This window comes from Bryocella sp. (assembly GCF_058498515.1).
In genome coordinates this window covers 1-26,547 of sequence record NZ_JBMHYI010000068.1, presented here as the reverse complement: position 1 = coordinate 26,547, position 26,547 = coordinate 1, and the positions used below count along the sequence as shown (strand labels likewise).

The 26,547-nt window shown below is 60.7% G+C and carries 18 protein-coding genes; 6 read left to right on the top strand and 12 right to left on the bottom strand.

Annotation, left to right across the window (positions count from 1 at the left end; translation table 11 throughout):
* Positions 1-223: 223 nt before the first annotated feature.
* Genes AC5E6W_RS20235 through AC5E6W_RS20225 form a run of 3 tightly spaced genes read right to left on the bottom strand, consistent with a single transcriptional unit; the run spans position 224 to position 3,373 of the window.
* Positions 224-2,668 carry an aldehyde dehydrogenase family protein gene (locus tag AC5E6W_RS20235; RefSeq protein ID WP_491754148.1) on the bottom strand — a complete coding sequence of 815 codons (2,445 nt, stop codon included), beginning with the start codon at positions 2,666-2,668 and terminating at the stop codon, positions 224-226.
* Between the two features lie 9 nt (positions 2,669-2,677).
* Positions 2,678-3,100: a PIN domain-containing protein gene (locus AC5E6W_RS20230; RefSeq protein ID WP_491754147.1), complete on the bottom strand. Its 423-nt coding sequence runs from the start codon at positions 3,098-3,100 to the stop codon at positions 2,678-2,680.
* Between the two features lie 12 nt (positions 3,101-3,112).
* Positions 3,113-3,373, bottom strand: a complete 261-nt coding sequence (locus AC5E6W_RS20225; protein WP_491754146.1) for a hypothetical protein — start codon at positions 3,371-3,373, stop codon at positions 3,113-3,115.
* Between the two features lie 215 nt (positions 3,374-3,588).
* Between AC5E6W_RS20225 and AC5E6W_RS20220 the strand changes: the two genes are divergently transcribed.
* Complete coding sequence (locus AC5E6W_RS20220; RefSeq protein ID WP_491754145.1) at positions 3,589-4,428, top strand: GIY-YIG nuclease family protein; 840 nt, start codon at positions 3,589-3,591, stop codon at positions 4,426-4,428.
* Positions 4,429-4,692: 264 nt separating this feature from the next.
* Here the strand turns inward: AC5E6W_RS20220 and deoC are convergent, their stop codons facing one another.
* Together deoC and AC5E6W_RS20210 are read right to left on the bottom strand one after the other, a co-directional pair.
* The gene (gene deoC, locus AC5E6W_RS20215; RefSeq protein WP_491754144.1) at positions 4,693-5,730 is read right to left on the bottom strand and encodes a deoxyribose-phosphate aldolase; all 1,038 of its coding nucleotides are present in this window, start codon (positions 5,728-5,730) and stop codon (positions 4,693-4,695) included.
* A 158-nt stretch (positions 5,731-5,888) separates the two neighbouring features.
* Positions 5,889-6,374 (bottom strand): heme-degrading domain-containing protein, encoded by a 486-nt coding sequence (locus AC5E6W_RS20210; protein ID WP_491754143.1) that lies wholly within the window; start codon positions 6,372-6,374, stop codon positions 5,889-5,891.
* A 107-nt stretch (positions 6,375-6,481) separates the two neighbouring features.
* Here AC5E6W_RS20210 and AC5E6W_RS20205 point away from each other — a divergent pair, with 107 nt between their 5' ends.
* Positions 6,482-7,909, top strand: coding sequence for a DUF2252 domain-containing protein (locus AC5E6W_RS20205; RefSeq protein ID WP_491754142.1), 1,428 nt, complete (start codon positions 6,482-6,484; stop codon positions 7,907-7,909).
* Positions 7,906-8,595 carry a dienelactone hydrolase family protein gene (locus AC5E6W_RS20200; RefSeq protein ID WP_491754141.1) on the top strand — a complete coding sequence of 230 codons (690 nt, stop codon included), beginning with the start codon at positions 7,906-7,908 and terminating at the stop codon, positions 8,593-8,595. Before AC5E6W_RS20205 ends, AC5E6W_RS20200 begins: the two co-directional genes overlap by 4 nt.
* 72 nt (positions 8,596-8,667) lie before the next feature.
* Here the strand turns inward: AC5E6W_RS20200 and AC5E6W_RS20195 are convergent, their stop codons facing one another.
* The 5 genes from AC5E6W_RS20195 to AC5E6W_RS20175 form a co-directional block, all read right to left on the bottom strand.
* Entirely contained in the window at positions 8,668-10,668 is a 2,001-nt protein-coding gene (locus AC5E6W_RS20195; protein ID WP_491754140.1) for a tetratricopeptide repeat protein, read from the bottom strand.
* A 29-nt stretch (positions 10,669-10,697) separates the two neighbouring features.
* Positions 10,698-11,150, bottom strand: a complete 453-nt coding sequence (locus AC5E6W_RS20190; RefSeq protein ID WP_491754139.1) for a hypothetical protein — start codon at positions 11,148-11,150, stop codon at positions 10,698-10,700.
* Between the two features lie 203 nt (positions 11,151-11,353).
* Positions 11,354-13,036 (bottom strand): tetratricopeptide repeat protein, encoded by a 1,683-nt coding sequence (locus AC5E6W_RS20185; protein WP_491754138.1) that lies wholly within the window; start codon positions 13,034-13,036, stop codon positions 11,354-11,356.
* A 53-nt stretch (positions 13,037-13,089) separates the two neighbouring features.
* On the bottom strand, positions 13,090-14,487 hold the full coding sequence (locus tag AC5E6W_RS20180; RefSeq protein ID WP_491754137.1) for a tetratricopeptide repeat protein: 1,398 nt from the start codon (positions 14,485-14,487) through the stop codon (positions 13,090-13,092).
* 152 nt (positions 14,488-14,639) lie between these two features.
* Positions 14,640-15,185, bottom strand: coding sequence for a hypothetical protein (locus AC5E6W_RS20175; RefSeq protein ID WP_491754136.1), 546 nt, complete (start codon positions 15,183-15,185; stop codon positions 14,640-14,642).
* A 112-nt stretch (positions 15,186-15,297) separates the two neighbouring features.
* On the opposite strand from AC5E6W_RS20175, the gene AC5E6W_RS20170 reads away from it, so the two are divergent.
* Positions 15,298-17,724, top strand: coding sequence for an amylo-alpha-1,6-glucosidase (locus tag AC5E6W_RS20170; RefSeq protein ID WP_491754135.1), 2,427 nt, complete (start codon positions 15,298-15,300; stop codon positions 17,722-17,724).
* Positions 17,725-17,799: 75 nt separating this feature from the next.
* Here AC5E6W_RS20170 and AC5E6W_RS20165 read toward each other — a convergent pair whose 3' ends face one another.
* Entirely contained in the window at positions 17,800-19,617 is a 1,818-nt protein-coding gene (locus AC5E6W_RS20165; RefSeq protein ID WP_491754134.1) for an alpha-glucosidase, read from the bottom strand.
* A 434-nt stretch (positions 19,618-20,051) separates the two neighbouring features.
* Between AC5E6W_RS20165 and AC5E6W_RS20160 the strand changes: the two genes are divergently transcribed.
* Positions 20,052-23,792, top strand: a complete 3,741-nt coding sequence (locus AC5E6W_RS20160) for a TonB-dependent receptor (RefSeq protein WP_491754133.1) — start codon at positions 20,052-20,054, stop codon at positions 23,790-23,792.
* A gap of 111 nt (positions 23,793-23,903) precedes the next feature.
* Positions 23,904-24,974, top strand: coding sequence for a tetratricopeptide repeat protein (locus AC5E6W_RS20155; protein WP_491754132.1), 1,071 nt, complete (start codon positions 23,904-23,906; stop codon positions 24,972-24,974).
* 291 nt (positions 24,975-25,265) lie between these two features.
* Here the strand turns inward: AC5E6W_RS20155 and AC5E6W_RS20150 are convergent, their stop codons facing one another.
* Complete coding sequence (locus AC5E6W_RS20150; protein ID WP_491754131.1) at positions 25,266-26,207, bottom strand: MlaE family ABC transporter permease; 942 nt, start codon at positions 26,205-26,207, stop codon at positions 25,266-25,268.
* Positions 26,208-26,547: the final 340 nt, after the last annotated feature.

Genomic DNA, 26,547 nt, shown 5'->3' with positions numbered 1-26,547 from the left:
CCCGACACCCCCCCCCCCCCCCCACCCCCGCCCGCTTCTCATTTCCGCCGTCCTAACCCCGCCAGAAACCACGGTCCGGAGCTAAAGTCTCTCCGATGAAGACTTTGAGCAAAAAGGGGGGAGGGGGGTACCCTGTCACCATCGAGGGCCAACGCCCCTTCCAGGAGCGCCAATCCGCCGAGGCACTATTCACTACTCACTACTCACTATTCACTGCCTTTACTCACTCCCCATAAGGCACCCAGATATTTTTCACCTGCGTGGCGTGACGGAGAAACCATCGTCCCTCGCCTCGCGCCGGATCGAACCAGTCAATCGTGCGCCCTTCGTTCGTCCAGGTCTGCTTCAGGTTCCCAATCGATCCCAGCTTGACCATCGTGCTCGAGCTTTGATCTCGGAAGCTCCACACCGCATCGACGTCGTCGTGCTCCGCCAGCGTCTTGCCCAGCTCGCTGGCCTTGCCCGCGACCAGGTTGATCACACCCGCAGGCACATCGCTCGTGTCCAGCACGGAGTAGATCTCGCCCATCAGCGTGGCGCAGCGCTCGCTCGGCACCGCGATCACCGCATTGCCCATCGCCACAGCGGGCAGGATCAGCGACATCAGCCCCAGTAGCGGAGCATCGTCCGGGGCCAGGATGCCCACCGTGCCGATAGCTTCCTTCATCGCCACCGACACCATGCGGAAGGGAGGGTTATGCACCGTGCCTTCGTACTTGTCAGTCCACGCCGCATAGCTGAACGTCCGCTCGATCACCGCATCGAACTCCACCGCGGCCTGCTCCGGCCCCACAAAGTCCGCCAGCCGCGCCACGATCTCAGCCCGCCGCGGCAGCAGGTTCTCGGCAACGTAGTACAGGATCTGCGCCCGCCCGTGCGCCGTAGTCTTGCCCCACTTCGTGCTCGCCGCCCGCGCCGCCTCGACGGCGTTGCGGATATCCTTCCGGCTACCCACTGGCGCCTCGCCGACAACCCTGCCGTTCCGGTCACGCACCGGGTAGCTATACCCCGAATCCGGCCGAGCCTGCTTCCCATTGATGTAGTTTTTGATGGTGCGATCAATGGAGAGCGCGTTCTCCGTTGTCCGTTCTCCGTCCTCTGTCGATGCAACGTCTCCTTCACGGAGAATGGATAACGGAGAACTGACCACGCTCCTCGGCTCGCTCTTCACCCAAGCCGGCTCAAGGTACTCGTACAGGCCCTCAACGCCACCTTCGCGTCCATAACCCGACTCGCGGTAGCCGCCGAACCCAACCGCAGCGTCGAAGACGTTCGTCGCATTGATCCACACCACGCCAGCCTTCATCTGCGCGGCTACATCGAGCGCGACGTTGACGTTCTCACTCCAGACGCACGCCGCAAGGCCGTAAGCCGTGTTGTTCGCCAGCTCCACCGCTTCAGCAGGCGTGCGGAAGGTCATCGCCGCCAGCACCGGCCCAAAGATCTCCTCCTGAGCCACGGTCGAGCTGGGATGAACATTGGTCAGCAGCGTCGGCTTGTAGAACAGGCCCTTCTCGGGAACAGCAATGTCCGGCTGCCAACAGGTCGCGCCTTCGCTGATACCCATAGCAACCAGCTTGGCAATGCGGTCATGCTGCACCTGGTCCACGATGGCGCCAATGTCGATGGCCTTATCGAGCGGCGAGCCGATGCGTAGCGTCTCCATGCGCGAGCGGATCTTGTCGTAGAGCCGCTCGGCCACGCGCTCCTGCACCAGCAGGCGCGAGCCCGCGCAGCACACCTGGCCCTGGTTGAACCAGATGCCATCGACGAGGCCTTCGACGGCGGAGTCGAGGTCCGCATCGTCAAAGACGATGAAGGGACTCTTGCCGCCCAGCTCCAGGCTCAGCTTCTTGGTGGTGTTCGCTGTGGCCTTGCGAATGATGCGTCCCACCTCGGTCGAGCCGGTGAACGCGATCTTGTCGATGCCCTCGTGCGCAACGATCGCCGCACCTGTCGCGCCATCGCCATTCACGACGTTGAGCACACCCTTCGGCAGCCCAATCTCGTCCGCGATCTCCGCCAGAGCGATGGCCGTGAGCGGCGTAAACTCCGCTGGCTTGATCACCACGGTGTTGCCAGTAGCCAGCGCCGGAGCGACCTTCCAAGCGAACATCAGCAGCGGGAAGTTCCACGGAATGATCTGACCGACAACGCCAACCGGAGTGTAGCCTTTGAGGTCCGTGTCGCCGGTAAAGCCTGCGTCGCTAAGGTCGCCGAGCAGCTGCGCCCAACCCGCGTGGTAGTAGAAGTGCCGAGCAACCAGCGGAATGTCGATGTCACGCGTCTCGCGGATGCTCTTGCCGTTGTCCAGCGTCTCCAGCACAGCAAGCCTGCGAGCATGCTTCTGCACCTGCCGCGCAAAGGCATAGAGATACCGCGCCCGCTGATGGCCGCTGAGCGCCTGCCACGCGGGCAGGGCAGCGCGGGCAGCCTTCACGGCAGGGTCGACGTCGGCGGCCTCACCCTGCGCGATGCTCGCGAGTAACTCTCCGGTCGCAGGGTTCCTCGACTCGAACTTTGCTGCGGACGACTTCGTGAACGCGCCGTCGATGTAGTGGCCGAACAAGCGCCCGTGCGCGTCAAGCCAGCGATTCACCTCGCTCGCGTCTTCGGGGGCGGGACCGTACTCCATCGATTGAAACTTCTCCATAATGCTACTTGCCATGTATTTCCTCTAACTTGGGCGATCCAAGTCGGTTGCCCAGTTTGCGACCTCAATCAGGTCGGCTAGGTGTCGAAAGTCCTTGTCGCGCGTGATGACAACTGCACCGAGTGAGTGGGCGTGAGCGGCGATCAACAGGTCCATCGTGTCCACGGTTCGGTTCCGTTCCGCCAAGGCGGAGCGAAGATATGCATAGGAGTGTGCGGCGGTGTCGTCCCACGGTAGTACTTCGACGTACAGGCCGAACGCGTCGAAGGCTTCACGAAAGCGTTGGGCGTCAGGCCGTTTGCGGAGTCCGAAGAGGATCTCCGCCTTGGTCAGAACCGAGATGCCGGTGCGAATGTTGTTTGCGCGAGCCTCCGCCAGGGCGAGCCGGGCAGCAGTCGAGCGGCCCTTGATGATGTCGGAGGTGGCGTTGGTGTCGAGCAAGAACACGGGGCGTTTCCCTTAGAGGTCGACTTCGCGCGGAAGGGAATGATCCCGCTCCATCTCGAAGCCCGAGAGGTCGAGTTCGTCGAACATCTGAAAGACCTGCTGAAGCGTTGGCTGGAAGGGCTGCTCGGAGATTTGGACGACGCCCGTAGTCGGATCGCGGCGAAGGAACACGCGATCCTTGGTCAGGTGGAACTCCGCCGGCAGGAGGACGCTCTGGCGACCGCCTTCGTTACGCACCTCGGTGACAACAGTTTCTTCCGTGGTCGAACTCATGCTTCACCTCCTACGGTTCATCCTAGCTGATAGCAAGTGCTGGCTTGCATGTCGTGGGGTTTTCGGGGGCTGGACCGTACTCCATCGATTCGAACTTCTCCATAATAGTCGAAGACATTTTGAGGACTCCTGTGCCTGTCGTGATGATAAGGCTCCGGGGATCGCATCCAGATTAAGGGGTACAATCTGAGCGACGGAAACTTAGCCAGATTATTATGCCAATCTATTTCAACTCACTACTTCGGCAGTATGAAATCGAGCCTGTCGAGGTCATACTGCTCCGCCACCAAGATGGTAGTGCTGTGCGCGGTCGGACACCATACGAACTCTGGCGCGATGAGGCAGACGCGTTTGAGGTGTACCAACGAGTGCAGCGAACAAAGAATAGAGCAAAGTTCTCACGCGCGCCCTACTGGGCCTCCTTCGTCGGTATGCCCGACGGTCGAACGCTGTTCGTTGGGCTATATTCAGCCCGGTACGGTGGGGTGCTTGTCGAAGATGTGCCCAATCCCCATAACGATGAGGTGGCTCTTGCAGGTAGCAGCGATTTCTATCACCTCCAACTTGACGCTCGAGTCCTGGACTTACGCGGGAGATTAGTTGTTGACTGGGGTGATGGGGTACGGGCATGGGTGCAGCGGGCCGATAAGCAGGATAAGCCCGTACTTGAGGTGTGGACGGATTTCAAAGAGCCGGATTTCCCCGGATACCTCCGTTTCAGAGAGCCACTTTCTAGGATTGACCGCCTACCCCGTGGATGGGTTGATGCCCTAAGGGCCGCTAGCGGAGTCTATTTGCTAACTTGCCCGAGGACAAAGGAACAGTACGTCGGCTCGGCTTGTGGGGCTGATGGATTTTGGGGGCGCTGGCACCAGTATGTTGTCAATAACAATGGCGGAAACGTCGCATTGAAGAGTCGTGAGTATAGCGACTATCAGGTCAGCATACTCGAGGTGGCGGGGAGCTCATTCTCATGGAAAGAAATCCTGGACAGAGAGTCGCAGTGGAAACTCAAGCTTCAAAGCCAAGAGATGGGGCTGAATAAGAACATTTGAGGTCTTATGAACGATCAACAAAAAGCCGCTGAGTCGTTGAAGAAAATCCAAGACATTCAAAATCGGATTAGGAATCACACATCAAGGATCTCGCAAATCGAGAATGAGAAAAGGACCAAAATACGGTACTTCGATCAACAGATTCAGAGCGAGCAACAACAGATCGCTCGCTATACCAAGGAAATCAATGATCTAAAGCGCTACGTTTGACGGCCAAGGCGCTGGCTCCGGGGTGCTAGTCACCATGTCGACGACATTGTTCCATTAGGCCACCGGATGCCGGTATGTTGCCGAGTATCTTCCCGTGACATGATGCTCGAGCTGGCGTTCGATGTCGCCGAGCATGGAGCTGGCGCCGTAGCGGAAGAGGGTGGGTTCGAGCCAGGGGCGGCCTAGTTCGTCCTTCATCAGGGCCATCCAGTCGAGGGCCTGTTTGGCGGTCTTGATGCCACCGGCTGGCTTATAGCCGACGGACATTCCGGTGCGCTCGGCGTACTCGCGGATGGCGCGGACCATGACCAGGGAGACTGGCAGCGTGGCGTTGACTGCCTCTTTGCCTGTCGAGGTCTTGATGAAGTCCGAGCCAGCCATCATCGCCACCCAGGAGGCGCGGGCTACGTTGCGGAGCGTTAGCAGGTCGCCGGTGCCGAGGATGGCCTTCATGTGCGCGGGGCCGCAGGCTTCTTTGAAGGCTGCGACTTCGTCGTAGAGCGCGTTCCACTCACCGTTGAAGACGTGCGCGCGGGTGATGACGATGTCGATCTCGCTGGCGCCGGCGTCCACGCTGCGGCGAATCTCTTCTACCCGCGTCTCCAGCGGCGAGAGCCCAGCAGGGAAGCCGGTGGACACTGCAGCGACGGGGATGCCGGAGCCTTCGAGGGCCTTCACGGCGGTCTCGACGAAGGCGTGGTAGACACAGACCGCACCGACGGTGAGGTGTAGCTCCTCGATGCCAAGCGATTTCACGAGGTGGTCCTGCAACGGCCTTCGCGCCTTCGCGCAGAGCCGCTTCACGCGCTCAGCGGAGTCGTCGCCGGAGAGCGTCGTGAGGTCCATGCAGGAGATCGCGCGCAACAGCCACGCGGCCTGATAGTCCTTCTTCACACTGCGGCGCGCGGGGATGGACGCGGCGCGGCGCTCGACCGCGGAGGTGTTCACGCGGACCTCTTCCACCCAGCTCAGGTCGAGCGGGATGCGGCGGTTGGGGATGAGTTCGCGCCCGTGCAGCGTGACGGGGATGGAGCTGGAAGGGGCGTGCGCTGGAACCGGCGTTTGCGCCATGTTTTCCTGTTGGAGCGCCATGACTCTGTGTCTCCTGCGCCGCGTGGCGCGAGCCCGGAAAAGGGCAGCAGCGCGCGGTCTAAAACATTGAGTCTATACCTACTGCTTGGCCGTTGCATCACGCCCGGAGGGCCGTGGAGAACCCGTAAAGACGGGCTTGCGGAGGGGACCACAAGACGTCAGTCGAGCATCGGAACGCGCACTCCCAGAACCTCTGAGATTGCACTGACGACAAGCCCGTGATCTTCGCGTTGCGGCAGGCCGCTGACGATGGCCGAGCCGACGGCCCCTGTTCCATCCAGGAGGATAGGGAAGCCGCCACCATGCGCCGCGTAGTCGGCAAGCTGCAGGCCGTGCCGACCCTCCATCGTCAGCCCGTCGCGCTCCAGGATGCGGCCTACAGCGTAGGAACTGCGCGCGAAGCGCCGCACCGTATTGCGCTTGCGGCGGATCCAGTCGGACTGTCCGGGCGTTGCGCCTGGGGTCGAGCAGGCGAAGAGCAACTGGCCGGAGATCTCAATCTCAATGGTGCCGCCAGTGCCACTGGCCAGCAGCCGCGCGCGCATGGCGTTGCCCAGCCGCCATGCGGTCTCGCTGTTGAAGCTGCTGAAACGCAGCGCTGCTTCCTGCTGATCGATGATCGTAAGATCTTCCGCTGCACCCATGATCGACGCTCCTTATCGCGGCCTGCTGCCGGAACTCTTCTATCATCATTCATGCGCGGAAGGTTTCAACGGCCGCGAGATGCTTGCCGCAGATCGGAACAAGAGACATGAGCATCATTCCCACCCCTGCACAGCGCTTCGCCGCAGGAATCCGTGCTAGAAAACAGCTGACGCGAAGCGAACATGCTCGGCTGGATCGCATCGTTTGCCCGGCTCCTCCGCTGCCGATTTTGTTCAAGGCCGAGCAAGGGCGCATTCCTGCGCTGATTGAGCTGAAGCATCAGCGCATGGCAGAGTCGCCGTTCTCCTTCTTTCGTGGCGCGGTTCCCATCATGGCCGCGGACCTTGCCAGCCATCCGCATACGGGGATCTTCACGCAGCTCTGCGGCGATGCGCATGTGCTGAACCTGGGCGCCTACGCCTCGCTCGAGGGACGGCTCGTCTTCGACATCAACGATTTCGATGAGTCGATGCACGGCCCGTTCGAGTGGGACCTGAAGAGGTTGGCGACGAGTCTTATCCTCGCGGGACGCGCTGCCCAGATCTCACGAACTGAGCGGAACGATGCCGTGCGAGTCTTCGTCGGAACCTACCGCGCGATGATGCGACAGTTCGCCGCAATGCCGGTGCTGGAGCTCGGGCGTTTCCAAATCCACCGTATGGCGCGCGTGCAGCCGATGAAGGGTATCTTCGCTGCAGCGAAGCAGGCGACGGTGCACCATACGCTCGAGAAGCTTACTGAGCCCGCGACAGGAAGGAATGGGCAGCGGCGGTTCCGCACGTCGCCTCCGATCCTCCGCCGCGTTACAGGCCGCGAGGCGAAGAACGTCGTCGCATCCATCGAGACGTATGCGCAGACGCTGCAGCCGGAACGGCGACACTTTCTAGCACAGTATCGGCCCATCGATGTGGCGTTCAAGGTGGTCGGCACGGGGTCGATCGGGCTACGCGACTACTGCGTGTACCTCGAGGCTCAGCATCTGGCCGCCGGCAAGCGTGGATCGCTTTCGAACAGCTCCAGTGCCCCGGGCTTCGATCCGCTCTTCCTGCAGATCAAGGAGGAACCGAAAAGCGCCTATGCGCCTTATCTCGCGGCAGGCCCTCATGCGCCAACGAACCAGGGACATCGCGTAGCCAATGGCCAGCGTGCGATGCAGTTCACCTCGGACCCATTCCTCGGCTATACGATGATCGGGGGTCGCGACTTCCTGGTGCGGCAGCTCAACGATCATAAGGCGGGGCTTGATCTGACCAGCCTCAATGCCCGCGGCCTCTCGGCCTATGCGGACCTGTGCGGCGAGATCTTTGCGCGTGGACATGCGCGTTCCGGGGATCCCATTACGATTGCAGCCTACCTGGGTGACAGCGACAAGTTCGACCGGGCCATCTATGAGTTCGCTCATGAATATGCGAATAAAACGGAAGAAGATTGGGCCATGCTGAAGAAGGTGGCCGTGCCTGAAGCTTCGGGCAGTTCAGATGCATCTAAGCCAGCGAAGTCCCTAGCTAAGCGAAAAGGAAACAAGAAGCGATGAGTGAATGGGTAGAGTTGACGGCACTGGATGGCCACGAACTTTCGGCGTATGTGGCAAAGCCTGAAGGCGAGGCCAAGGGGGCTGTGGTGGTGGTGCAGGAGATCTTCGGAGTCAATTCGTCGATCCAGCGCGTCGCCGACCATTATGCAAAGCATGGTTACGTAGGTATCGCGCCGGCGCTGTTCGATCGCTTCGGCAAGAACATTCAACTTGGCTATGGTCCTGAGGACTTGAAGGAAGCGTTCCAAAACTACTACCCGAAGCTCGACAAGGACAACGCGCTCAAGGATATCGCTGCGGCGTTCTCGTACGTGAAGGATATGGGCAAGGGCGCGGCCGTGCTGGGCTTCTGCTATGGCGGTTTGATGGCCTGGCTGTCGAACACGCGTGGCCCATCGCTGGGGATGACGCCGGTGTGCACCGTGAGCTACTACGCTGGTGGTGTCGGCAGCGTGGCAGCCGAGGCTACCTCTTGCCCGGCGTTGCTGCATTTTGGGGCGGACGATGACCACATCGGCAAGGACCAGAGCGATGCGGTGCGTGCGTCGCATCCGGATGCGGAGATCTATCTCTACGATGGCGCGGGCCATGCCTTTGCAAACCCGGATCGCCCCAGCTACGTTGCGGCCGCCGCCGATCTCGCTGACGAGCGCTCCCTTGAGTTCCTCAAGCGATACCTCGGGTAACCTCAGTTCCGAAAGCGTCGGGAGCCCGCGAGCTGGTCGTTGTGTGACAACCAGATCGCGGGCAACTTTCAGCTATAGCTTGCTGAGGTTGTTCTTCGCCTGTTCGTTCTTCGGATCGAGCTGCAATGCGTGTTCAAGGTCACGTCGCGCCTGCTCCTTCTGGCCGGCGCGGGCCTCCATCACTCCGAGATCGTTCCAGTCCCCAGAGTTCTTGGGCTCTAGCTCGACCACGCGATGCTGCTCCGCCAGGGCGGCCTCATGGTCGCCCATGGCGCCCAGTACCTGCGCGAGCGCACGATGTGGCTCGGCATCGGCTGGTGCGAGCCTGACCCACGCACGCAGATGCCCGAGGGCCTGCATGCCATCACCTTCTGCTGCAAGCGTCATTGCCATCAGGTGTTGCGCGCCTGCGTCATTTGGACGCGTTGCAAGCAGGATGCGAAGGTCCTTTTCTGCGGCCGCGTTATTCCCTTGCCGAGCCTCCAGTGAGGCTAGATCGTAGCGTGCGTCGGAGTTACCGGGATCGATTGTTAGTGCATTGTGGAATTCCGCCGCGGCGCTGTGTGCATCACCCTGGGATTCAAGGGCGGAGCCGAGTGCAATATGCGCGCGCACATCGCGTGGCGTCAGTGCGATAAGTTCACGGAGACTATGGATCGCTCCTGCGGCATCGCCTTTGGCCAGTGTCGCCGTCGCAAAGTTATAGAGCGCGATGGTGTCGTGCAGGTTCTTTTTCAAACGGTGCCCCATCCACGTCTGCTCCAGTAGCAGCCGCGGATCAGCGTCGCGGGTACGGCCGTCAGCCGCGTCGCGCTCTGGGCGCGGGAGCACCTGCAGCCAAAGATGTGCCATCTCGTCGGAAGCGTTGTTGCCCGCGTGCACACGCACCGGCGGAGAGTTCGGATTGCGGAGGTTTGCGGACGAGTTATCGTATGCGTAACGCATGTGCAGGACGGTGCCTTTCGGTAGGGGCACGGGATTCGCATACCGGTAGACCGACTGGCGGTCAATGTCCCAATCCTCGATGAGGATGAGGTCGCGACGGGCCCCATTGGGCAGCGTGGCCCAGGCCTCCATTCGCTTGCCCAAGTAGTGCGCATGCGGATAGATGCCGAGTACATCGACGGAGACAGGCAGCTTCAACTCATCGGAAACGATGAAGCTCGTGTTGCCTGCGGGGATGTCCAGCGCGGCATCGTTCTCAAGCTGGAGCAGCATGGGAAGCTCCGTCGCGGGCTTGTCGGTGAAGTACAGGCCTATGCGGGCTTGCACCGCTTCCGGACGGCCCGTGGGCTTCAGGTGCATGTTAAGGATGAGGTCGCTGTCGGCATCGAGCCGCCACGGCATGCCTTCAGGTTCGACGAGTGCGGTGGAATCGGGCTTCCAGAAGAGGAAGTGCGAGTCTGGATCGAAGCTGTTGCCGGAGTCGACGAAGAGATCCATGCCGGGCACGCCCTGCTGCCATGTCGCAGGGTGCGCACGACGCATCGACTGCGTGCGATCGACGATAACGTTGGCGTGGTGCGTGAGTGCGGTAGGCCCAGGCTTGATCTCCATGGCGCGCACCCACCGCGTGCGGTGAAGACCACTGGGCAGGACGAAGTTGATGAAGACGTCCTGACCGCTCGCTGAGACGGGAATGGGCTGAGGCATCGTCAGTACAAGATCTGGCTCACCCATTGACCACTCGCGCGAGTAGACGGGAGGCGTTGGAGGAGTGCCATCGCCTTCAGAAGCCCCTTGATTCACCCATGCTGCGATCCGCTGAATGTCGTCCTGCCGCAGCCTGCGGTTGCCTTCGAAGTCACCATGTCCCGCTGCGGGCAGCCATGGAGGCATGTAACGCGAGGCTGTAACGACAGCCATCTGCTTCGACCAGCGCTTCGCCTGCGCATACGTTGTCAGGTCGAACGGGGCGCCGCCGCCGGTGTGATGACAGCTGGTGCAGTTCGCGTAGACAAAGGGAGCGATGTCATGGTTCCAGCTCAGCTGTGGCTCCGCGGCGCAGACTTCCCGCGGAGGCCGCGAAAGCATCCCTGTCAGGATCGCGGTGACGCCAGAGGCTGAAAGCACGATGACCGCTCTACCTGTCCAATGCATCCTCACGGACGTGCCCCGGAGTTCATGATCGCGCAACCAACAATATTGCCTGTTGCCGGCATTGGTTTGCGGCCCGCGATAGCTGCGGCGATGGCATCGTCAGCATAGTGTTCGGTGGCCCTGGACCGCTCGAGGCCGAACTTCACGTAGCGGTTGTCAATGGGGCCGGCGTAGATTGTCTGCCATCCGGTCCGTGGCGCCCGCTTTAGGATGGCGACTTCAGGGGTGGCGTAGACATGCGCAAGGCGCACGATATCGGGTCCGTGAGCGAGCATCGAGATTCCATGCGCGTCGAAGCTTCGCTGATGGTCCTCGACAGCTTGCGGCGTTTCATCGTCGTTGGGGTAGACGTACCAGAACGCAGCCTCCTGCGGTGTGTACTTCTCTCGCAGGCGCTTCATCTCAGGGAAGCTGCGGTTGGAGATGGGGCAGTCGGTCGCTACGAAAAAGAGCACCAGCACGCGCGAACGTGATGGAGCTAATTCCGTTACTTGGCTGCCGTCTGGAGATTGGCCCCAGACCGTCTGGGAGTTTCCGGACAGAGGTGCTACGACGCATGCTGCAATTACGAGCGCAAGCAACGATGACCGGGGAAGGGATTGCCTTTGAGATTGGGGCTGCGAGGCTTCATGGCTTGATGCCCTCAAAAACATGGCGATCACTCCTTTCCATCGTGAGCGACGGACAGAGAACAATGTCCACCGACGTAGTTGCCATGTGCCAGGAACTCGTGGAGTTGAGCATCGTCCGGGTTCAGGCGCAGGATGCGATGCAGCACAGTGAGTGCCTCATCCGCGTGGCCAGTGGAGCAATCGATCCAAGCGAGATTCATGCCGGCCGCGGTCTGGCTCGGATCGAAGGTAATTAATCGCTGGAGCAGATGCACGGCCTCGTTCAGGTGCCCGCTTGAAGCGTCGAGTACCGCGAGATTGGCGAGCGCCGTCGGTTCGTATGGATTCTGCTGCAATGCCGCCGCATACAGCGAGCGTGCCTTGTCGCGATCACCCGCGAGTTGACTGAGATAAGCGAGGCGTACCTCCGTCTCTTCATCGTGGGCACCGCTGGCGAGCGCGGCCTTGAGGCGTCGCGTCGCTTCTCCTGCCGCTCCAGGGAATCCATGTTCCGCGGACTGCGCATAGGCCAGGCCATACTCGCGGTCCGAGGCGGGGAAGCCTCCAACCGGCACCATGTCATCCTCGCCCGTGGATGTGGGATGCTCGATGTGTTTCTCAGGCACGCTCTCGATGTCATGATCGGTCACTTGCTCATGCGAGATGTCGACCGTGCTGCGCGCCGGCATGTGGCAGTGCGCACAGCTCGGTTGCTCGGGATGGTGTGCGGCCATCGCGAAAGTGTTGTGGCAACTCAGACAACGGGCGCGGTAGTAGGCGACGCGTTGGTCTGGCGGAGGATCGTAGTGCGGATCGTGGCATGTGGTGCAGGTGAGCGCGTCTCCTGCGGCGCGCTTACAGGCGCTGTGAAGGAGAGCTTCGTACTGGCTCGTCGCGCGGGCTCCGCCAGTCTGACGGCTCGCACGCACGAAGTACACCGCAAAGTCCGACAAGTTGTCGCCAGGCTTGAACTGAGCTAGCGAGCGGTTAGGACGATAGACCACCGCATCACCTTCGAGATGGCATTGGATGCAGATGCTGTCACGACGCGCGGAGTCGAGCTTCGCCGGATTCACGATAGGCCCGTGTCCCCGCTGAGCGAGGTGGGTGGTCGGATCGCCGTGGCAGGCGTTGCAACCCACGCCCGCTTGAAGAAATGGCGCGGCCGCGTAGCTGTTGCGCGCTGTCGGCTGCGCCTGCTGGGTAAGCGAGGTGTGGCAGTGGAGGCAGTTGGAGTCCACAGGCAGAGCAGCTGGCAACCGTTTCGCACCGTCGTAGGCTGGCGCCATCGCCCAGCTGCGGAGCGCGGCGTAGTGGTTGATCGGCAGCTCGAACCATTGCTGGCCCACCTGGTAGAGATAGGTGCGTCCGCGCTGATCCGATCCGATGTAGAAGAACAACTGCTCCTCACCATGTAACTCGTCTTTGCCACTTGACCTTGGGCGCGAGTATGACATCCACGCGGCGCCGTCGCGCGCGAAGATACGATAGTCGATCTCCGAAGGAGCGTGACGGAAGCCGCCTTCAATGAGACCCCTTGTGGCAATGCCGCTGCCACGGGCCATCGAGGTCTTCTCGTAGCGTTCGTAGATCTCGCTGTGGCAGCTTGCGCAGATCTTGTCAGGGTCCTGGAGTGCAGCAGTGGGCTGATCGGCAGCCAGGATTCTACCTTCCACGAGAGAAGACAATAGCGCAGCAGAGAAGATCAGCAGGCCCACGATGAGTCCCATCAGTCTGGTGAGAGCATGCCGCGTGGGAGGAACATCGCGTTGGCGAGTGAACGTCATGGATGGGCGAGGGAGCTGGCGCGCTGGCGTTCGACCGCAGCCTCCGCCTGCTTACCCTGGCGGGAATAGGCATCGGCGAGAAGGACATGCGGTTCGGGTGACTTCGGATCGGCCTGGGCTGCAGTGTTCAGCTGCGCAATGGCCTCGGGAACTTTGTTTTGCTGGAGAAGTGCCTTTCCGCTGCGCAGCGCGAAGTCTGCTCGCTGTTGGCTGATCGCGACGCGGCTGAGATCCGCCGCGATCTTGCGGTCGTTCGCTGCGGCAGCGCGATCGCCGGCTTGCTGTTCAAGCGTGGCCAGTTGGATATGCAGGCTTGGTTGATCTGGCTGGAGGACGATGGCTTGCCTGAGTGCTGCAGTCGCGCCTGCTGTGTCGTCCGCGTCCTTCAGCACGCTCCCGAGCAAAGCCCACGCATCGCCATTGGCTGGATTGAGTTCGATGGCGCGCTTCAACTGCGTCGCGGCGTCAACAAACTGACCCTGTTGCATGAAGATGACGCCCAGGGTAAACGGGGGGTCTGGCAGCGTAGGATCGAGCTCGGCCGCGCGCTGGAACTCAGGCACAGATGCTGTGAGATCGTCCTTCAGCTTCAACGCGAGTCCGAGGTCGTAGTGCAGGTGTGCGCCGTCCGGCTCAAGCGCGAGACCAGCGCGAAACTGCGCTATGGCATCGTTCAGGTCTGCCTGCTGCAGATAGGCTGCACCGAAGTCCTCACGCAGCGTGGCGTTATCCGGACCGACCGCGAGGGCGCGCTGGTAGAGCGCAATCGCGCCTGGAGCGTCGCCGGTCTGCATGTGCGACAGTGCCGTGTTGGTCAAGGCAGAACTGTCGGCGACCTGCGGTGACTTCATCGCTTCGTCAAACAGAGGCCGGGCGGACTTTGCGTCTCCGCTCGCCTGCAACGCCAGTGCGAGCGCGTAGTCTGCCCGGGGTGGCGTGCCGGTGGGGCGCAATGCAAGGGCGCGATGAAGATGAACCAGAGCGTTCGTGTCATCGTGCGCTACAGAGAGTACTCGGCCGAACTGTAGTTGCGCCTCGAAGTCATTGGGCATGAGAGTTACAGCCTGCTCAAGCACTGGTTGTGCCGCGGCGGGATCATGCATTGCCAGAAGTGCGGTGCCGAGATGGAAAAGTGCGCGCGCGTTACGGGCATCGAACTGCACGGCCGCGCGGAAGAAGGGGAACGCATGTTCGACGTCGCCGCTGCCTGCGAGTAATGTGCCTTCCGCATCGTTCAGTATCGAGGAGTGTGGATCATGCTCAAGCGCTTTGATGAGCTGCTGATGCGCTGCCGCTGGATCGCCTGTAGCCGCTAGCGCCGTCGCATAGTTCAACGCGTCTGGAGGACTCAGCCTTGGAGCATGAGGCGCGGCGAGGGCTCGAGCGTAGAGCACGCGCGCCTCAGCAAAGTGGTTCAGCTGTACTTGGCGCCGGGCTTGCTGCAGTATGGATAGAGCCAGTCCCCCTGTACGTGATTGCTGGGAACCCGCGCAGGGAGCGAGCAGCATCGCGAGCAGAAGTGCTTCCCAGAGCCTAGAAGACAGCATTACTCACCTGCCGCGAGCTTCACGAAGGTGCGGCCGAGATAGAGGCGGTATTGATGGGTGACTGTGTCTTCGACGAACTGCAGCGGCATCGGACGCGTGATCTCCGCGTCATGCATAGTAGGCACGCGTAACAGAGTATTGCCGCCGACGTCCATGACCACACCGTGCGTGCCGTCGATGAAACCGAAGCCGTATATGCCAGCAGGGAGGCGCCGGCCGCCAAACAATACCGTTCGCTCGACGATCAGATACCCCTGATAGACCTCCTGCACGGAACTCGCATAGCCGGACGAGTCCACGAGCGCGGCGAGGATCAACTTGCCGTCTGGCAACTTGATGCCTGCGGAGTTGCGTGCCTGGATGGCAGCCGTCTGGCCCTGGAAGTAGACCGTTGCAGGAAGTATTGCGGCGGCCTGTTCGCGATGCAGCACGCCAGCGGGCAAGGAGGCGGCTGATCTTGCAGTCGCCGGCGCTGGCATCTGCGCCGGGACGAGGATCGATGCTGCACAGAGAACGACAGAGAGCGCCATGATCAAACGCTTCATGATGGTCGAGATCGTACAGAACAGTACGGACAGCTTGCAAGGTAGAATGGGGCCGCTTCCGAGGAGTCTTTCGATGATGCGCGGGACCGCATGGATATTGCTCTGTCTGCCAATGATGACCAGACCACAGGCGGCACCGCTGCACCCGGTGCAGAGCTTTCCGATGGAGGCAACGGGGCCTCGAATCGTGCAGGCTGTCCAGACCGGCGAGCCCTTCACGGTGGCCGGTCCGCACGGTGTGATCGTCGGTCAGCAGCAGGGGGAGTTCGAGGCCTGGCTGTTGCCGGTGAAGCTGCTCAGCCACTGGTCGATCGAGGCGAACCTGCAGGGATACACGGTACCGTTGGAACTCAATACGATGGCACGTGAACTGGAGGTGCGGCCCGATCGGACGACCATCACCTACGCGCACATCGGGCTCACGGTGCGACAGGTGATGTTCGCGCCGGACGATACACCCGACGGCACAGGAGCAGTGGTCCTCTTCGAGGTGGAGTCGATGAAGCCCGTCGAGCTTGTCTTTCGCTTCACTCCCGAGATGCGGCGCATGTGGCCCGCATTGAACAGCGGTTCGCCGGACGCGGAGTGGATCGCGCAGGGAGATAGCGGATACTATCTGCTCCACACGGCCTACCCCGACTTCACCGGTGCGGTTGCCATCCCCGGTGCGACCGCTGGCGTGATGGCTCCGTATCAGGAGCGGCCACAGGTGCATCCGCTGGAGTTCCATCTGCACGTGGATCCTGCGCAAGGTCGCAGGGTAGTCTACCCCCTGCTCATGGCGATGGGACGCACAAAAGAGGCCGCGAGCAACGCAGCGCTGGCGGCCAAGCTCACGAGGCTGAACGACTCCCTGCCTAGGCTCTATGCAGCTTACGCTACGGGCTATCGCGAGCAGTGGAAGACGCTGACGCACATTGAGACGCCGGATGCGAGACTCAACGAAGCATTCGATTGGGCGGAGACGTCGATCGAGCAGCTGCGCGCGACGGCCCCGAATGGCGAGCAGGCTTTGGTGGCGGGCTACTACGCTTCGGGTGACTCCGCGCGTCCGGGGTTTGGATGGTTCTTCGGGCGCGATGCACTTTATACGTTGTATGCAGTGAACGGCTTTGGGGACTTCGCTCTCACGCGCGAGGAGTTGGAGTTTCTGATGAAACGCCAGCGCGCAGACGGCAAGATGATGCATGAGTATTCGCAGACGGCGGGCGAGCTTGACTGGTCGCAGTTTCCCTATGAGTACGCCGCGGCCGATGCAACACCGCTATTCCTCATGGCGATGGCGGACTACGTTCGCACTAGCGGCGATGCAGCTTTCCTCCGCGCTCATGAGCAGGAGGTGCGCAAGGCGTGGCAGTTCGAGACCACGCACGATGGTGATGGCGATGGCATCTATGACAACTCCCAAGGCACGGGCTGGGTGGAGAGCTGGCCGCCGGGCATGCCGAAGCAGGAAATCTACATGGCGCTGCTGGACGCGCAGGCTTCGGATGCGATGCACGAGCTTGCGAGTGCTATCGGTGATGGCGAAGTTGCAGCCAGCTCGTCAGCCCGCGCGACGAAGGTGCGTGCAATGTTGGAGCGAGAGTACTTCGATCCAGGTAGCGGAGAGTATGCCTTCAGCTTCAACGCAGGAACGGTGGACCGCACAAGGACTATCTTTCCTGCCCTTGCGTGGTGGAGTGACGCGGCTGGCCTGGCCCATCCAACGGCGAGTCTGCGCGCGTTCGCTTCACACGAACTCGATGCGGACTGGGGAGCGCGCGATGTGGCTGCGAGCGATCCCATGTTCGATGGCATGAGCTATCACCAGGGCTCAGTGTGGCCGTTGTTCACGGGCTGGGGAGCGATGGCGGAGTATCGCGGCGGCCACCCGCTGGCGGGCTATCAGATGCTGATGCAGAACGTGGACCTCACCTGGGCTCAGGATCTCGGTGCGGTCACGGAGCTGCTCTCAGGAGACTTCTTCGAGCCCTTCGGCCGCAGCACCAGCCATCAGCTATGGTCGTCCGCGATGGTGATTACTCCGATGCTGCGTGGGATGTTTGGCGTCTCTGTGGACGCTCTGACGCATACGCTGACGGTGCAGCCGCGGTTGCCTGCGTCATGGCAGGGAGCGACGGTGCACTCTCTTCACATCGGCGATTCGGTGGTCGATGTGGTCTATCGCCGCGAAGGCGTCGCGATGGTGATCTCGCTGAAGAGCGTGAGTGGGCCGCCGGTGAAGCTCGCGCATGCCGACAGCAGGGACGAGGTTCGCATCGCGCTTCCGGCCATCGCGGTCGAGCTGCCTCACGGACTGCCATCGCGTGGATCACGTACTGCGCAGCCGAAGGTGCTCGGCGAGCACATCGCATCGCGCACTTACGAGGTCGAACTGGAGGGCATCGCTGGCAGCGAAATGACAATGCGTGTCGTTCGCAACGATCCGCGGGCAATGGTCAGCGTCGAGGGCGGAGCGATCAGCGGGGACATCCTGAGAGTGCAGTTTCCGGCAGGCGGCGGCTATGTCACGCAGCGCGTCACGCTGCGCTGGTAGCAAATAATCCCCACGGAGAACTCCGCGGGGAATTATTTCGTTGAAGCCTCTCCGAAGTTTTCAGCTCGATAGGAGTTACTGTATCTCCGCCACGTAGCTGGCAAAGGGAGCGAGGGTGATGCTCTTGAGCAAGTGGATGCCCTCAAGCTTGCTGTCATTGGTGGCGAGCGTCCTTGCGTTGGAACCCGTCACGTCGGCCTTGCTCGCATCGAGCGTCACGGCCTGCGGTTCGGCGGAGAAGTTCATCGCCACGACGACGGACTTGCCGTCGGGAGAAGAGCGTACCCACGACAGCACGTGCTCGTTGCCGGCGTCGAGCATGGTTTCCGATCCGGCGTGTAAGGCAGGATTGTCACGGCGCAGCGTCACCAGCTTTTCGAACCACGTGAGCTGCGAGTTGGGCTCTTTGGATTCGGTGGCGACGTTGACGGTCTTATAATCCGGCGCAACAGGCAGCCATGTGTGCGGATTGGTGCTAAAGCCTGCCTGCGGTCCGGGGGTCCACTGCATCGGCGTGCGTTCGCCATCGCGGCCCTTCTCCTTCGGCCAGCCTGTGATGCCAATGGGATCCTTGACATCCTCCTTGCGAGTCGGCGTTTGCGTGGTCATGCCGAGCTCTTCGCCGTAGTACATCATGGCCGTCGCGCGGGTTGTGAGTAGGGTAGTGGCAATGATCTTCGCGATCGCCGCATCGTGGACACCATCGCCGAAGCGATCCCAGCTGCGGGTGTTGTCATGGTTGTCGAAGACGAGCAGCGGCCAGTTCGAGCCGAGGTCGTTCTCCATCTCTGTTAGGTACTTGCGGAAGTGACCGGGATCCAGGTTCGCGTTGGGAGAGTTTAGGCCGCCCCCTTCGCGGTGGAAGCCTACAAGCATGTCCATTGGCAACTGCAACTCATCATGGCCGGCGCCATACCACTTCAGGAGTTCCTCTGTGTTGGGCAAGTAGGTCTCGCCGATCAGCACGCGGTCGCCAGGATACGACTCCGCAAGCTTGCGCATCTTGCGCAGCACATCGTGCACCTCCGGCAGCATGTTGGTGTACTCGTCGTTTAGGTTTGGATCGCCCTGCGCGTTGATGCCGCCGAGTTCCGGCTCGTTACGCAGCTGTGTGTCCTCGAAGAGTGTCGGGATAGCGTCAAGCCGGAAGCCGGCGACGCCGCGGTCGAGCCAGAACTTCATTGCACCGAAGCAGGCCTTCTCCACGTCGGGATTGCGCCAGTTCAGGTCCGGCTGCTGCTTGTAGAACTTGTGGTAATAGAACTGCTTTCGCGCGGGCATCCATTCCCACGCCGAGCCGCCGAACAGGGAGGTCCAGTTATTCGGCGGAACCATGCCGTCGTGCTCGTAACGTTTCTGGTAAGCAGTCACGCCGGGCGCGTTCGCCGCGATGCCGTCGCTCCACACGTACCAGTCTTGCTTGGGGTTAGTGCGGGAGGCGGCGCTCTCTACGAACCACTTGTGCTTGTCCGACGTGTGGTTGAGGACCATGTCCAGGACGACGCGGATGTGGTGTTTCTGCGCCTCGTCGATGAGGCGTTGCATGTCTGCGAGCGAGCCGTACTGAGGGTCGACGTTCTCATAGTCGGAGATGTCGTAGCCGAAGTCGACCTGGGGCGAGGGGTACATCGGGGCGATCCAGATGGCGTCGACGCCCAGCTTCTGTAGGTAGTCCAAGCGTTGCGTAATGCCGTTCAGGTCGCCGATGCCGTCGCCGTTGGAGTCCTGGAACGATCGCGGGTAGAGCTCGTCGATGAGAGCGTGCTTCCACCATGGGGCTGGCGTCGTCTGGGCGGCGATGGGGATGGCTGCGGCGAGCACAAGCGCCGCACCGGCAGCGGTCGCGAGGAGAGAAGCAAGCGCGCGGGGTCGAAAGCAGGCGAATCGGATCAAAAGGAAACCTCCAGACACAGGCGAACACTATATCAAGGAAGGTGCAGTCTGGTCGTGGAGCAAATGCTATGACATATTTAGTTCGAAAATGGGTCGATAGTCGTCGTAATGCGGAGCGTTAGTCCCTGGGATCGCTTGTTTGACAGCTATCCGCCGTAGTCTGTCTGCTCTCGATTCGTCGGGTCACCCGAGTTTCTCGCGCGAAAGTTATTTAGACAAACCATTGTGTGGATATCTCAGGAAAGAAATCTCCAACTTCGATTGACAATGAAACGGCCTTGGACCTATTGTTGCGGTCGCTTCGAAATCTGTCTTATAGCTGTCTCTTCCACTGTGCGGCCGAAACTTCGGTACAAGCGGGGTCCCGCTCGACGGGAGGCTCTACCAGGAGGCAGATCGGGCAGAACCGTGAAGCGTTTTCAGGAGGAGTGGCGATGGCAATGGAATGGGTGCGAAGACTCTGCGTGCCTGCAGCAATCGGCATGCTGGCGCTGGCCGGTGCTGCGGGTTCGTACGCCCGGGCGCAGGCCGTTTACGGCCAGATCCAAGGAACGGTCACGGACGCAACCGGGGCTGCGGTTCCTAACGCGACCATCACCGTCGTCGATGAGTCCAAGGGGACTTCCGTGTCGATGAGCACCAGCGCCTCCGGTGAATTCACCGTTCCTCACCTCATTCCCGACACCTATGACGTGAAGGTCGGAGCTCCAGGGTTCAAGGGATACGAGCAGAAGGGGCTACACATCTTCGCGGACGAGACGGGCACGATCAACGCCGTGCTTCCCATCGGCACGACCACGGAGACCGTGACGGTCGAAGCGGATGCTGTTCCCCAGTTGAAGACAGATCGCGCCGATGTGGCGACCAACTTCAACGCGCAGGAACTGACGGAACTTCCGATTCCCGATCATAACTTCGCCAACCTGCAACTGCTGTTGCCGGGCGCAGTCCAACTGGGTTGGGCACATGCAGCGTCGGAGAATCCGCAGGGATCGAAGCAGATCCAGATCGACGGTCAGGCCTTCGGGGGTGTGAATTACACGCTGGATGGCACGGATAATCAGGACGCCATCCTCGGCATCATCGTCATCAACCCGAACTCGGAGTCGATGTCGGAAGCGAAGATCGCGACACAGAACTTCGACGCTGAGTTCGGCAAGGCAGTTGCTGCTGTCGAGACAGTGCAGACCAAGTCCGGGACGAATGCCTTCCACGGCACACTGTTTGACAATCGCGAGAGCAATGCCAACCTGGCGCGTGATCCGTTCACGGGTTATAACAGCGCAACCGGAAAGAACATTCCGTACGGCTCGGGATTGAAGAATCAGTTCGGCGGATCGCTAGGTGGTCCTGCTTGGCGAGACCACATCTTCCTCTTCGGCGATTATCAGGGCGTCCGGCAGAAATCCGCAGGTACCGGCACTGGCACAGTTCCCACGCTGCTGGCGCTACAGAGTTGCACGGGCGCCACCAATGCTTCCAACGGTGCTCCCGGCTGCGACTTCAGCCAGTATTTGAATGCCACAGCTGCAGAAGGCAACCACCAGATCTACAACAACACTGGCGCGACACCGGTTGCATATGCCAACAACATCATCCCTCTGAACCAACTGTCGCCGCAGGCAGTGAATCTCTTCAAACTGCTGCTGGCGAATAACAAGACGCCAAACTCCGGGGGTGTCGGTGGCGCTGGCTTGCGCAATAACTATGTCGGTTCCGGGACGGGCTCCTTCAACAGCAACCAGTGGGACGTGCGCGGAGACGCCACGCTGAACCAGAGGCTGCACCTTTTTGCGCGGTTCAGCCGATTCACGGATACGCTGGCCGGCGCCAGCCTCTTCGGTCCCGCCGGCGGTCCGGGGCTTGGTATTGCCGGCTTTGGCGGAGTTTCGCAGGGTGCGAACGATTCGCTCGCAGCCGGAGCCGATCTGGCGATCAACTCCAGCCTGGTTACGGACCTCCGGTTCGGTTACTTCCGCTACAACATCCTCACGCACAAGAATGATCCAGGAAACACGAATCTGCCATTCCTCGGCGAGAACGTCAGTGGTGCGGGTTCCAGTCTGGCAATCGCTACTGACTTCGGCACACCGGATATAGACATCGCCGACACCAACTCCACCACGCCCACTGGCTTTCTTTCAAACGACAACACGCAGAATACGGGACCGCAGTTTGGCAGTGGTCTGCAAATGAACCATTGCAACTGCCCGTTGAAGGAGAAAGAAGATCAGTTCCAGATTGTGAATAACTGGACAAAGAGCATCGGCACCCACTCGGTGAAGTTTGGCGTCGACCTTCGCTACGCGCGCAATTTGCGCGTCCCCAGTGATGCGGATCGCACAGGCGTAAATAAGTTTGACAATGCGCCTACGTCGAACGGTAGTGCTGGAGGCTTAGGTTTCGCGACGTTCATTCTAGGGGATGTGGGAGCTTTCAATCGGTACACCAGCACCTCGACGAATGCTAAGGAGTTTCAGGCGCGTGACTTCTTCTATGCGCAAGATACGTGGCGCGCGACGCCGAAGCTCACCATCAACGTCGGCTTGCGCTATGAGTATTACGCTCCAGAGCGCGTGAACGGTACCGGCAACGGCGCTCTACTCAACCTTGCCACTGGCTATATCAACGTCGCAGGCGTCGGAGGCGTACCCGTGAACATGGGCGTCGCCGCTGCCAAATTCCCTTTCAACCCACGTCTGGGCGTGGCGTATCAGTTCGACTCGAAGACGGTCATTCGCGCCGGTTACGGTCGAAGCTTTGACCTGGGAGTGTTCGGCTCGACCTTCGGGCACGTCGTCACACAGAACATTCCTGTGCTCGCGAATCAATCCTTGAACGCAGTAGGTGGGAACACTAGCTATGCGTTCAACCTCTCAAACCCCGGTGTCGGTGGAGTGGCAACGGCCTATCCAAATGCAAGCAGCCCGCTGTCGAACTTCACTCCGCCGGCAGCCAACGCTCAAGGTCAGATCCCGATCACGGCGAGCATTCCCGGCGCGATTCCGGCGACCACCATCGGACAGTCCGTCAGTGTGAAGGCGCGTCCTTTCACGGAACGCCTGCCGACGCTGGATGCCTGGAACGCGGTGGTCCAGCGCTCCGTTACCCCGACATTTTCGGTCGAGGTGGCGTACGTTGGCAACAAGGGCACGCACACTCTGAGTGACGGCGACGGCAACAACACGAACCCAAATGAGGCGGCCATCGCCCTCCCGGCGGCTTTCAACAAGATCACAAACGCGGCGCTTCACTATGACCCGGCCGGTGGCACTTGTCTCGTTGTCGGTCCGGGTTGTACTGCGCTCCAGGTTGTCGGCCCCAGCGGTGCGACCTCAAACACAACGCTGCTGCAGCGCTATACCAACGGAAACCTACCGGCCTGTGGGGCGGGGACTTGCAACTGGACCCAGGGAATCGGCTACTACGGCGATGACCAGGACACCCACTACAACGCCCTACAGCTGAAGGCGACCAAGACCATGTCCAAGGGCTTGAGCGTCAGTGCCAACTATGCGTACCAGGTCGGCACCGACAACGCGAGCAACTTCGCTACGTGGAACAAGCAGGCGATCATCGGTAACGACCAGGCGATCCGCCGCAGCGCCTTCACGGGCTACGGGCTCTACGATCTGCCGTTCGGCAAGGGCAAGATGTTCCTCGACAACGGCGGGGTTGCGAACTTCATCGTCGGCGGATGGGAATTCAGCCCGGTGTTCATCTGGCAAAGTGGCCTGCCGTTCTCGCTCAGCTATGACGAGTGCGGTGCTTCCATCCCGGGCGATGCTCCATGCCAGCCCAACGGAAGTGCGGGAAGCCTGAAGACCGGTCTGAGCGGCTTTGGCAGCGGAGCGACCTACTTCAAGGCTCCGGGGCTTGGAAACGGATTCACCGCTCCCGGCCTTGACACGATCGGCAATGTGAATCGAAACACAGCTTGGGGTCCGCACTTCTTCAATGCCGACATGTCGATCATGAAGAACGTGACGATTCACGACCGGGTTACCGCGCAGTTCCGGATGGATGCCTACAACGCGTTCAATCACATCAACTATGGCAACCCGGCGGGCTCGGTGGAGAGCGGCGGCGGCATCGGCAGCGGTCCGTTCCCAGCGAGTCTGAGCGGCACCACCAACCCGCGCCAGTTGCAGTTCACGCTCCACCTGGCGTTCTAACGCTTTTGGTCTAACCTCCCTTTGGTGGGAGGGGCGCAGGTCCCCTCCCCCCATATTTTCTGGGCTCGTTGCCATTGCATCGCATCTGCAATCGAGTGGATGATCGGGTTCATGACCACTAAGTCATTCGCGGTACGGAGCGGCGCATTTGCGGCCGCGATTTTGTTTATTGGCGGAGGTCTATCGAGGGCCCAGGTTATGCCAGCGGGGAGCGGAGATGGGGCGGAGGGGTACACTCCGGCTACGCTACGGAAGATGATCGATAACGGCCATGCAAATGAGGCGCTTCAGCAGATCGATGCTCTGCGGGCTGACGGACGTGTGCATCCGGGAGTAGCGATGCTGGCTGGCCTAGCAGAGTTTTCGAGGGGAGATCTGCAGGCTGCAGACAGGGAGTTCGCTTCCGCGCTCAAGGAGCAGCCGGCCAGTGAGGAAGCCACCACGATGCGAGGGCTGGTGCTCGTCAAGCTCGGGCGGCCTGCGGATGCAATTCCTCTGCTCGAAGCTGCGGCCAGGGAGTCGTCCGGCTCGGGCATACACAAGTCCGATCCGAACTATGCGCTGGCGCTCTGTTATATCGATACGCGCCGTTATGATGACGCTCGCCATGCGTTCGCGGCGCAGTTCGGCTTTGGCTCCGACAGTGCGCAGGCGTATCTACTCGCAGCCCGCATGCTGCTCCGCCGGGAGTTCGTTCCCGTTGCGCTGGAGTTTGCTCGCAAAGCTGTGATGCTGGACGCAACGCTTCCTGGAGCCCACGGGCTGATCGGTGAGATCGCGCTGGCGCAGGGCCGCACAGAGGATGCTATCCGCGAGTTGGAGCTCGAGCGACAGCGAAGCCCGCTGGAGGGCGGTGTCTATGATCGGCTGGGTGACGCCTATAACCGTGCAGGACGATACGATGAGGCGCAACGCAATCTGCAGGAAGCTTTGCTACTCGAGCCCAACGCGACTGGACCGTTCATCCTGCTCGGTAAGACGATGTTGAAGAAGAATGATGCTGCGAGCGCAGCGATGTACCTTGAACACGCGGCGCAGATGGACCCTGCAAACTACATGACCCACAACCTGCTCGGGCAGGCTTATCGGGCTATGGGGCGCACCGAACAGGCTAGAACTGAGACGGCGCTCGGAGAAAAGCTACAGCATGCCGGCGAACCACAACTCCAGAGCGTGCACTGAGGCAGGCCCATGGCTGGTATGTGCATCTCGCAATGGTTCGGTGGGTGATTTTGATTCCTTGTTCAGTGCCTTCGCGGAGTCCGTGGCCAGCGAAAATGCGAGCCGGCTGGCGTCGATGCAGGTGGCCCAACGAAACATTGAAGATCGATTACATGCTCTGACCGTAGAATTCCGACAGCTTTGGAGGGTGCCAATACGTAAGAGCCGCTCGATATCATTGCCTCCTTTGAGGTTCTGGGGCACTAACGGGATTCGGAGCTAATGCTGTCCTCCGTAACGCTCGTGTCATGGCTATCCGAAGATGGATATCATGACGCGCGAGATCAGAAAGTCGACAACAATGATGAGGACCGAAGAGAAGACAACTGCCTGGGTTGTTGAACGCCCCACGCCGCGAGTCCCGCCGGTGGTCTGGATCCCGAAGTCGCAGCCGATCGATGCGATGATGAACCCGAACGCGAGCGGCTTAAGAAGTCCCTGGATGATATCTGCATACACGATGCACTGATAGGAGGTGTGCAAGTAATTGTTACCGTCCAGGCCGAGCATGAAGACCGCGACCACGGCTCCCCCCGCGATGCCAACGGTGTCGGAGAGAATGGTGAGAACTACCAGCATCGTGGTGGTGGCAACGAGGCGTGGCACAATAAGCTTTCGCACTGGGTCGCTTCCCAGCGAACGCATCGCATCGATCTGATCGGTGATCTTCATAGACCCCAACTCCGAGGCGATTCCCGAAGCGTTGCGTCCAGAGACCATCAGTCCTGCGATGACCGGACCCAACTCCTTGAGCATTGACTTCGTGACGAGGACTGAGGTCATCGAAACGGCACCAAACTCCTGAAGGGCATTCACGGACTGCAAGGCCAAGACGCACCCAGTGAAGAAGCCGCTCAACAGTACGATGGGTGCAGATCCAAAGCCAATCTGGTCCATCTGGACGATGATGTCATCCCAGTAACGCGGCTTTGAAAATAGATCGTAAACGGCTTTCCAGACGAGAAGTGCATAGTTCTGGACCGCGACAACAACCCCGAGAGCCCACTGATTGACCCACGAGGCTAGGGATGGCCTGCCAGCCTCCTGTTCTTGAGGCTGCTCAACAGGGAGAGTTGGAGAGATGATTTGTTGCGACGCCGGGGTATGCGGCGCAGGGAGTAGCTGCGTTACAGACCTGTAGGGAAGAAGATGTAGCGGCTGAGGGTGGGAGTTCACTGGGAGCCTCCTCTTCACGCGGCATACGCGAGTGGGTAGCGATGGGCCACCCATGTCCCCATCGTAGTTAGGCTAGCTCGCCGGCGCCGTGACAGGAGTCACGATATTTAGGTAAGTGATACCTGCTATGCATCAGTTCTCACTAATACTGCACGGCGAGTCTTGCATGTGAAAGTTCGTCAAGGACGCGCTCGAGCGCTGAGTCGTAACCGTAGATGTCGTCAAAGAACCGGCCACGGCGGATTCAGGAACCAAGCGCAACATTCCATTTGGGGGATCTTGCCTTGGCGACGTTGTATGTTCATCTGAGTTTTGCGGAGCGTGTGGTGATTGAGTCTCAGCTTCGGCTGGGAGTTTC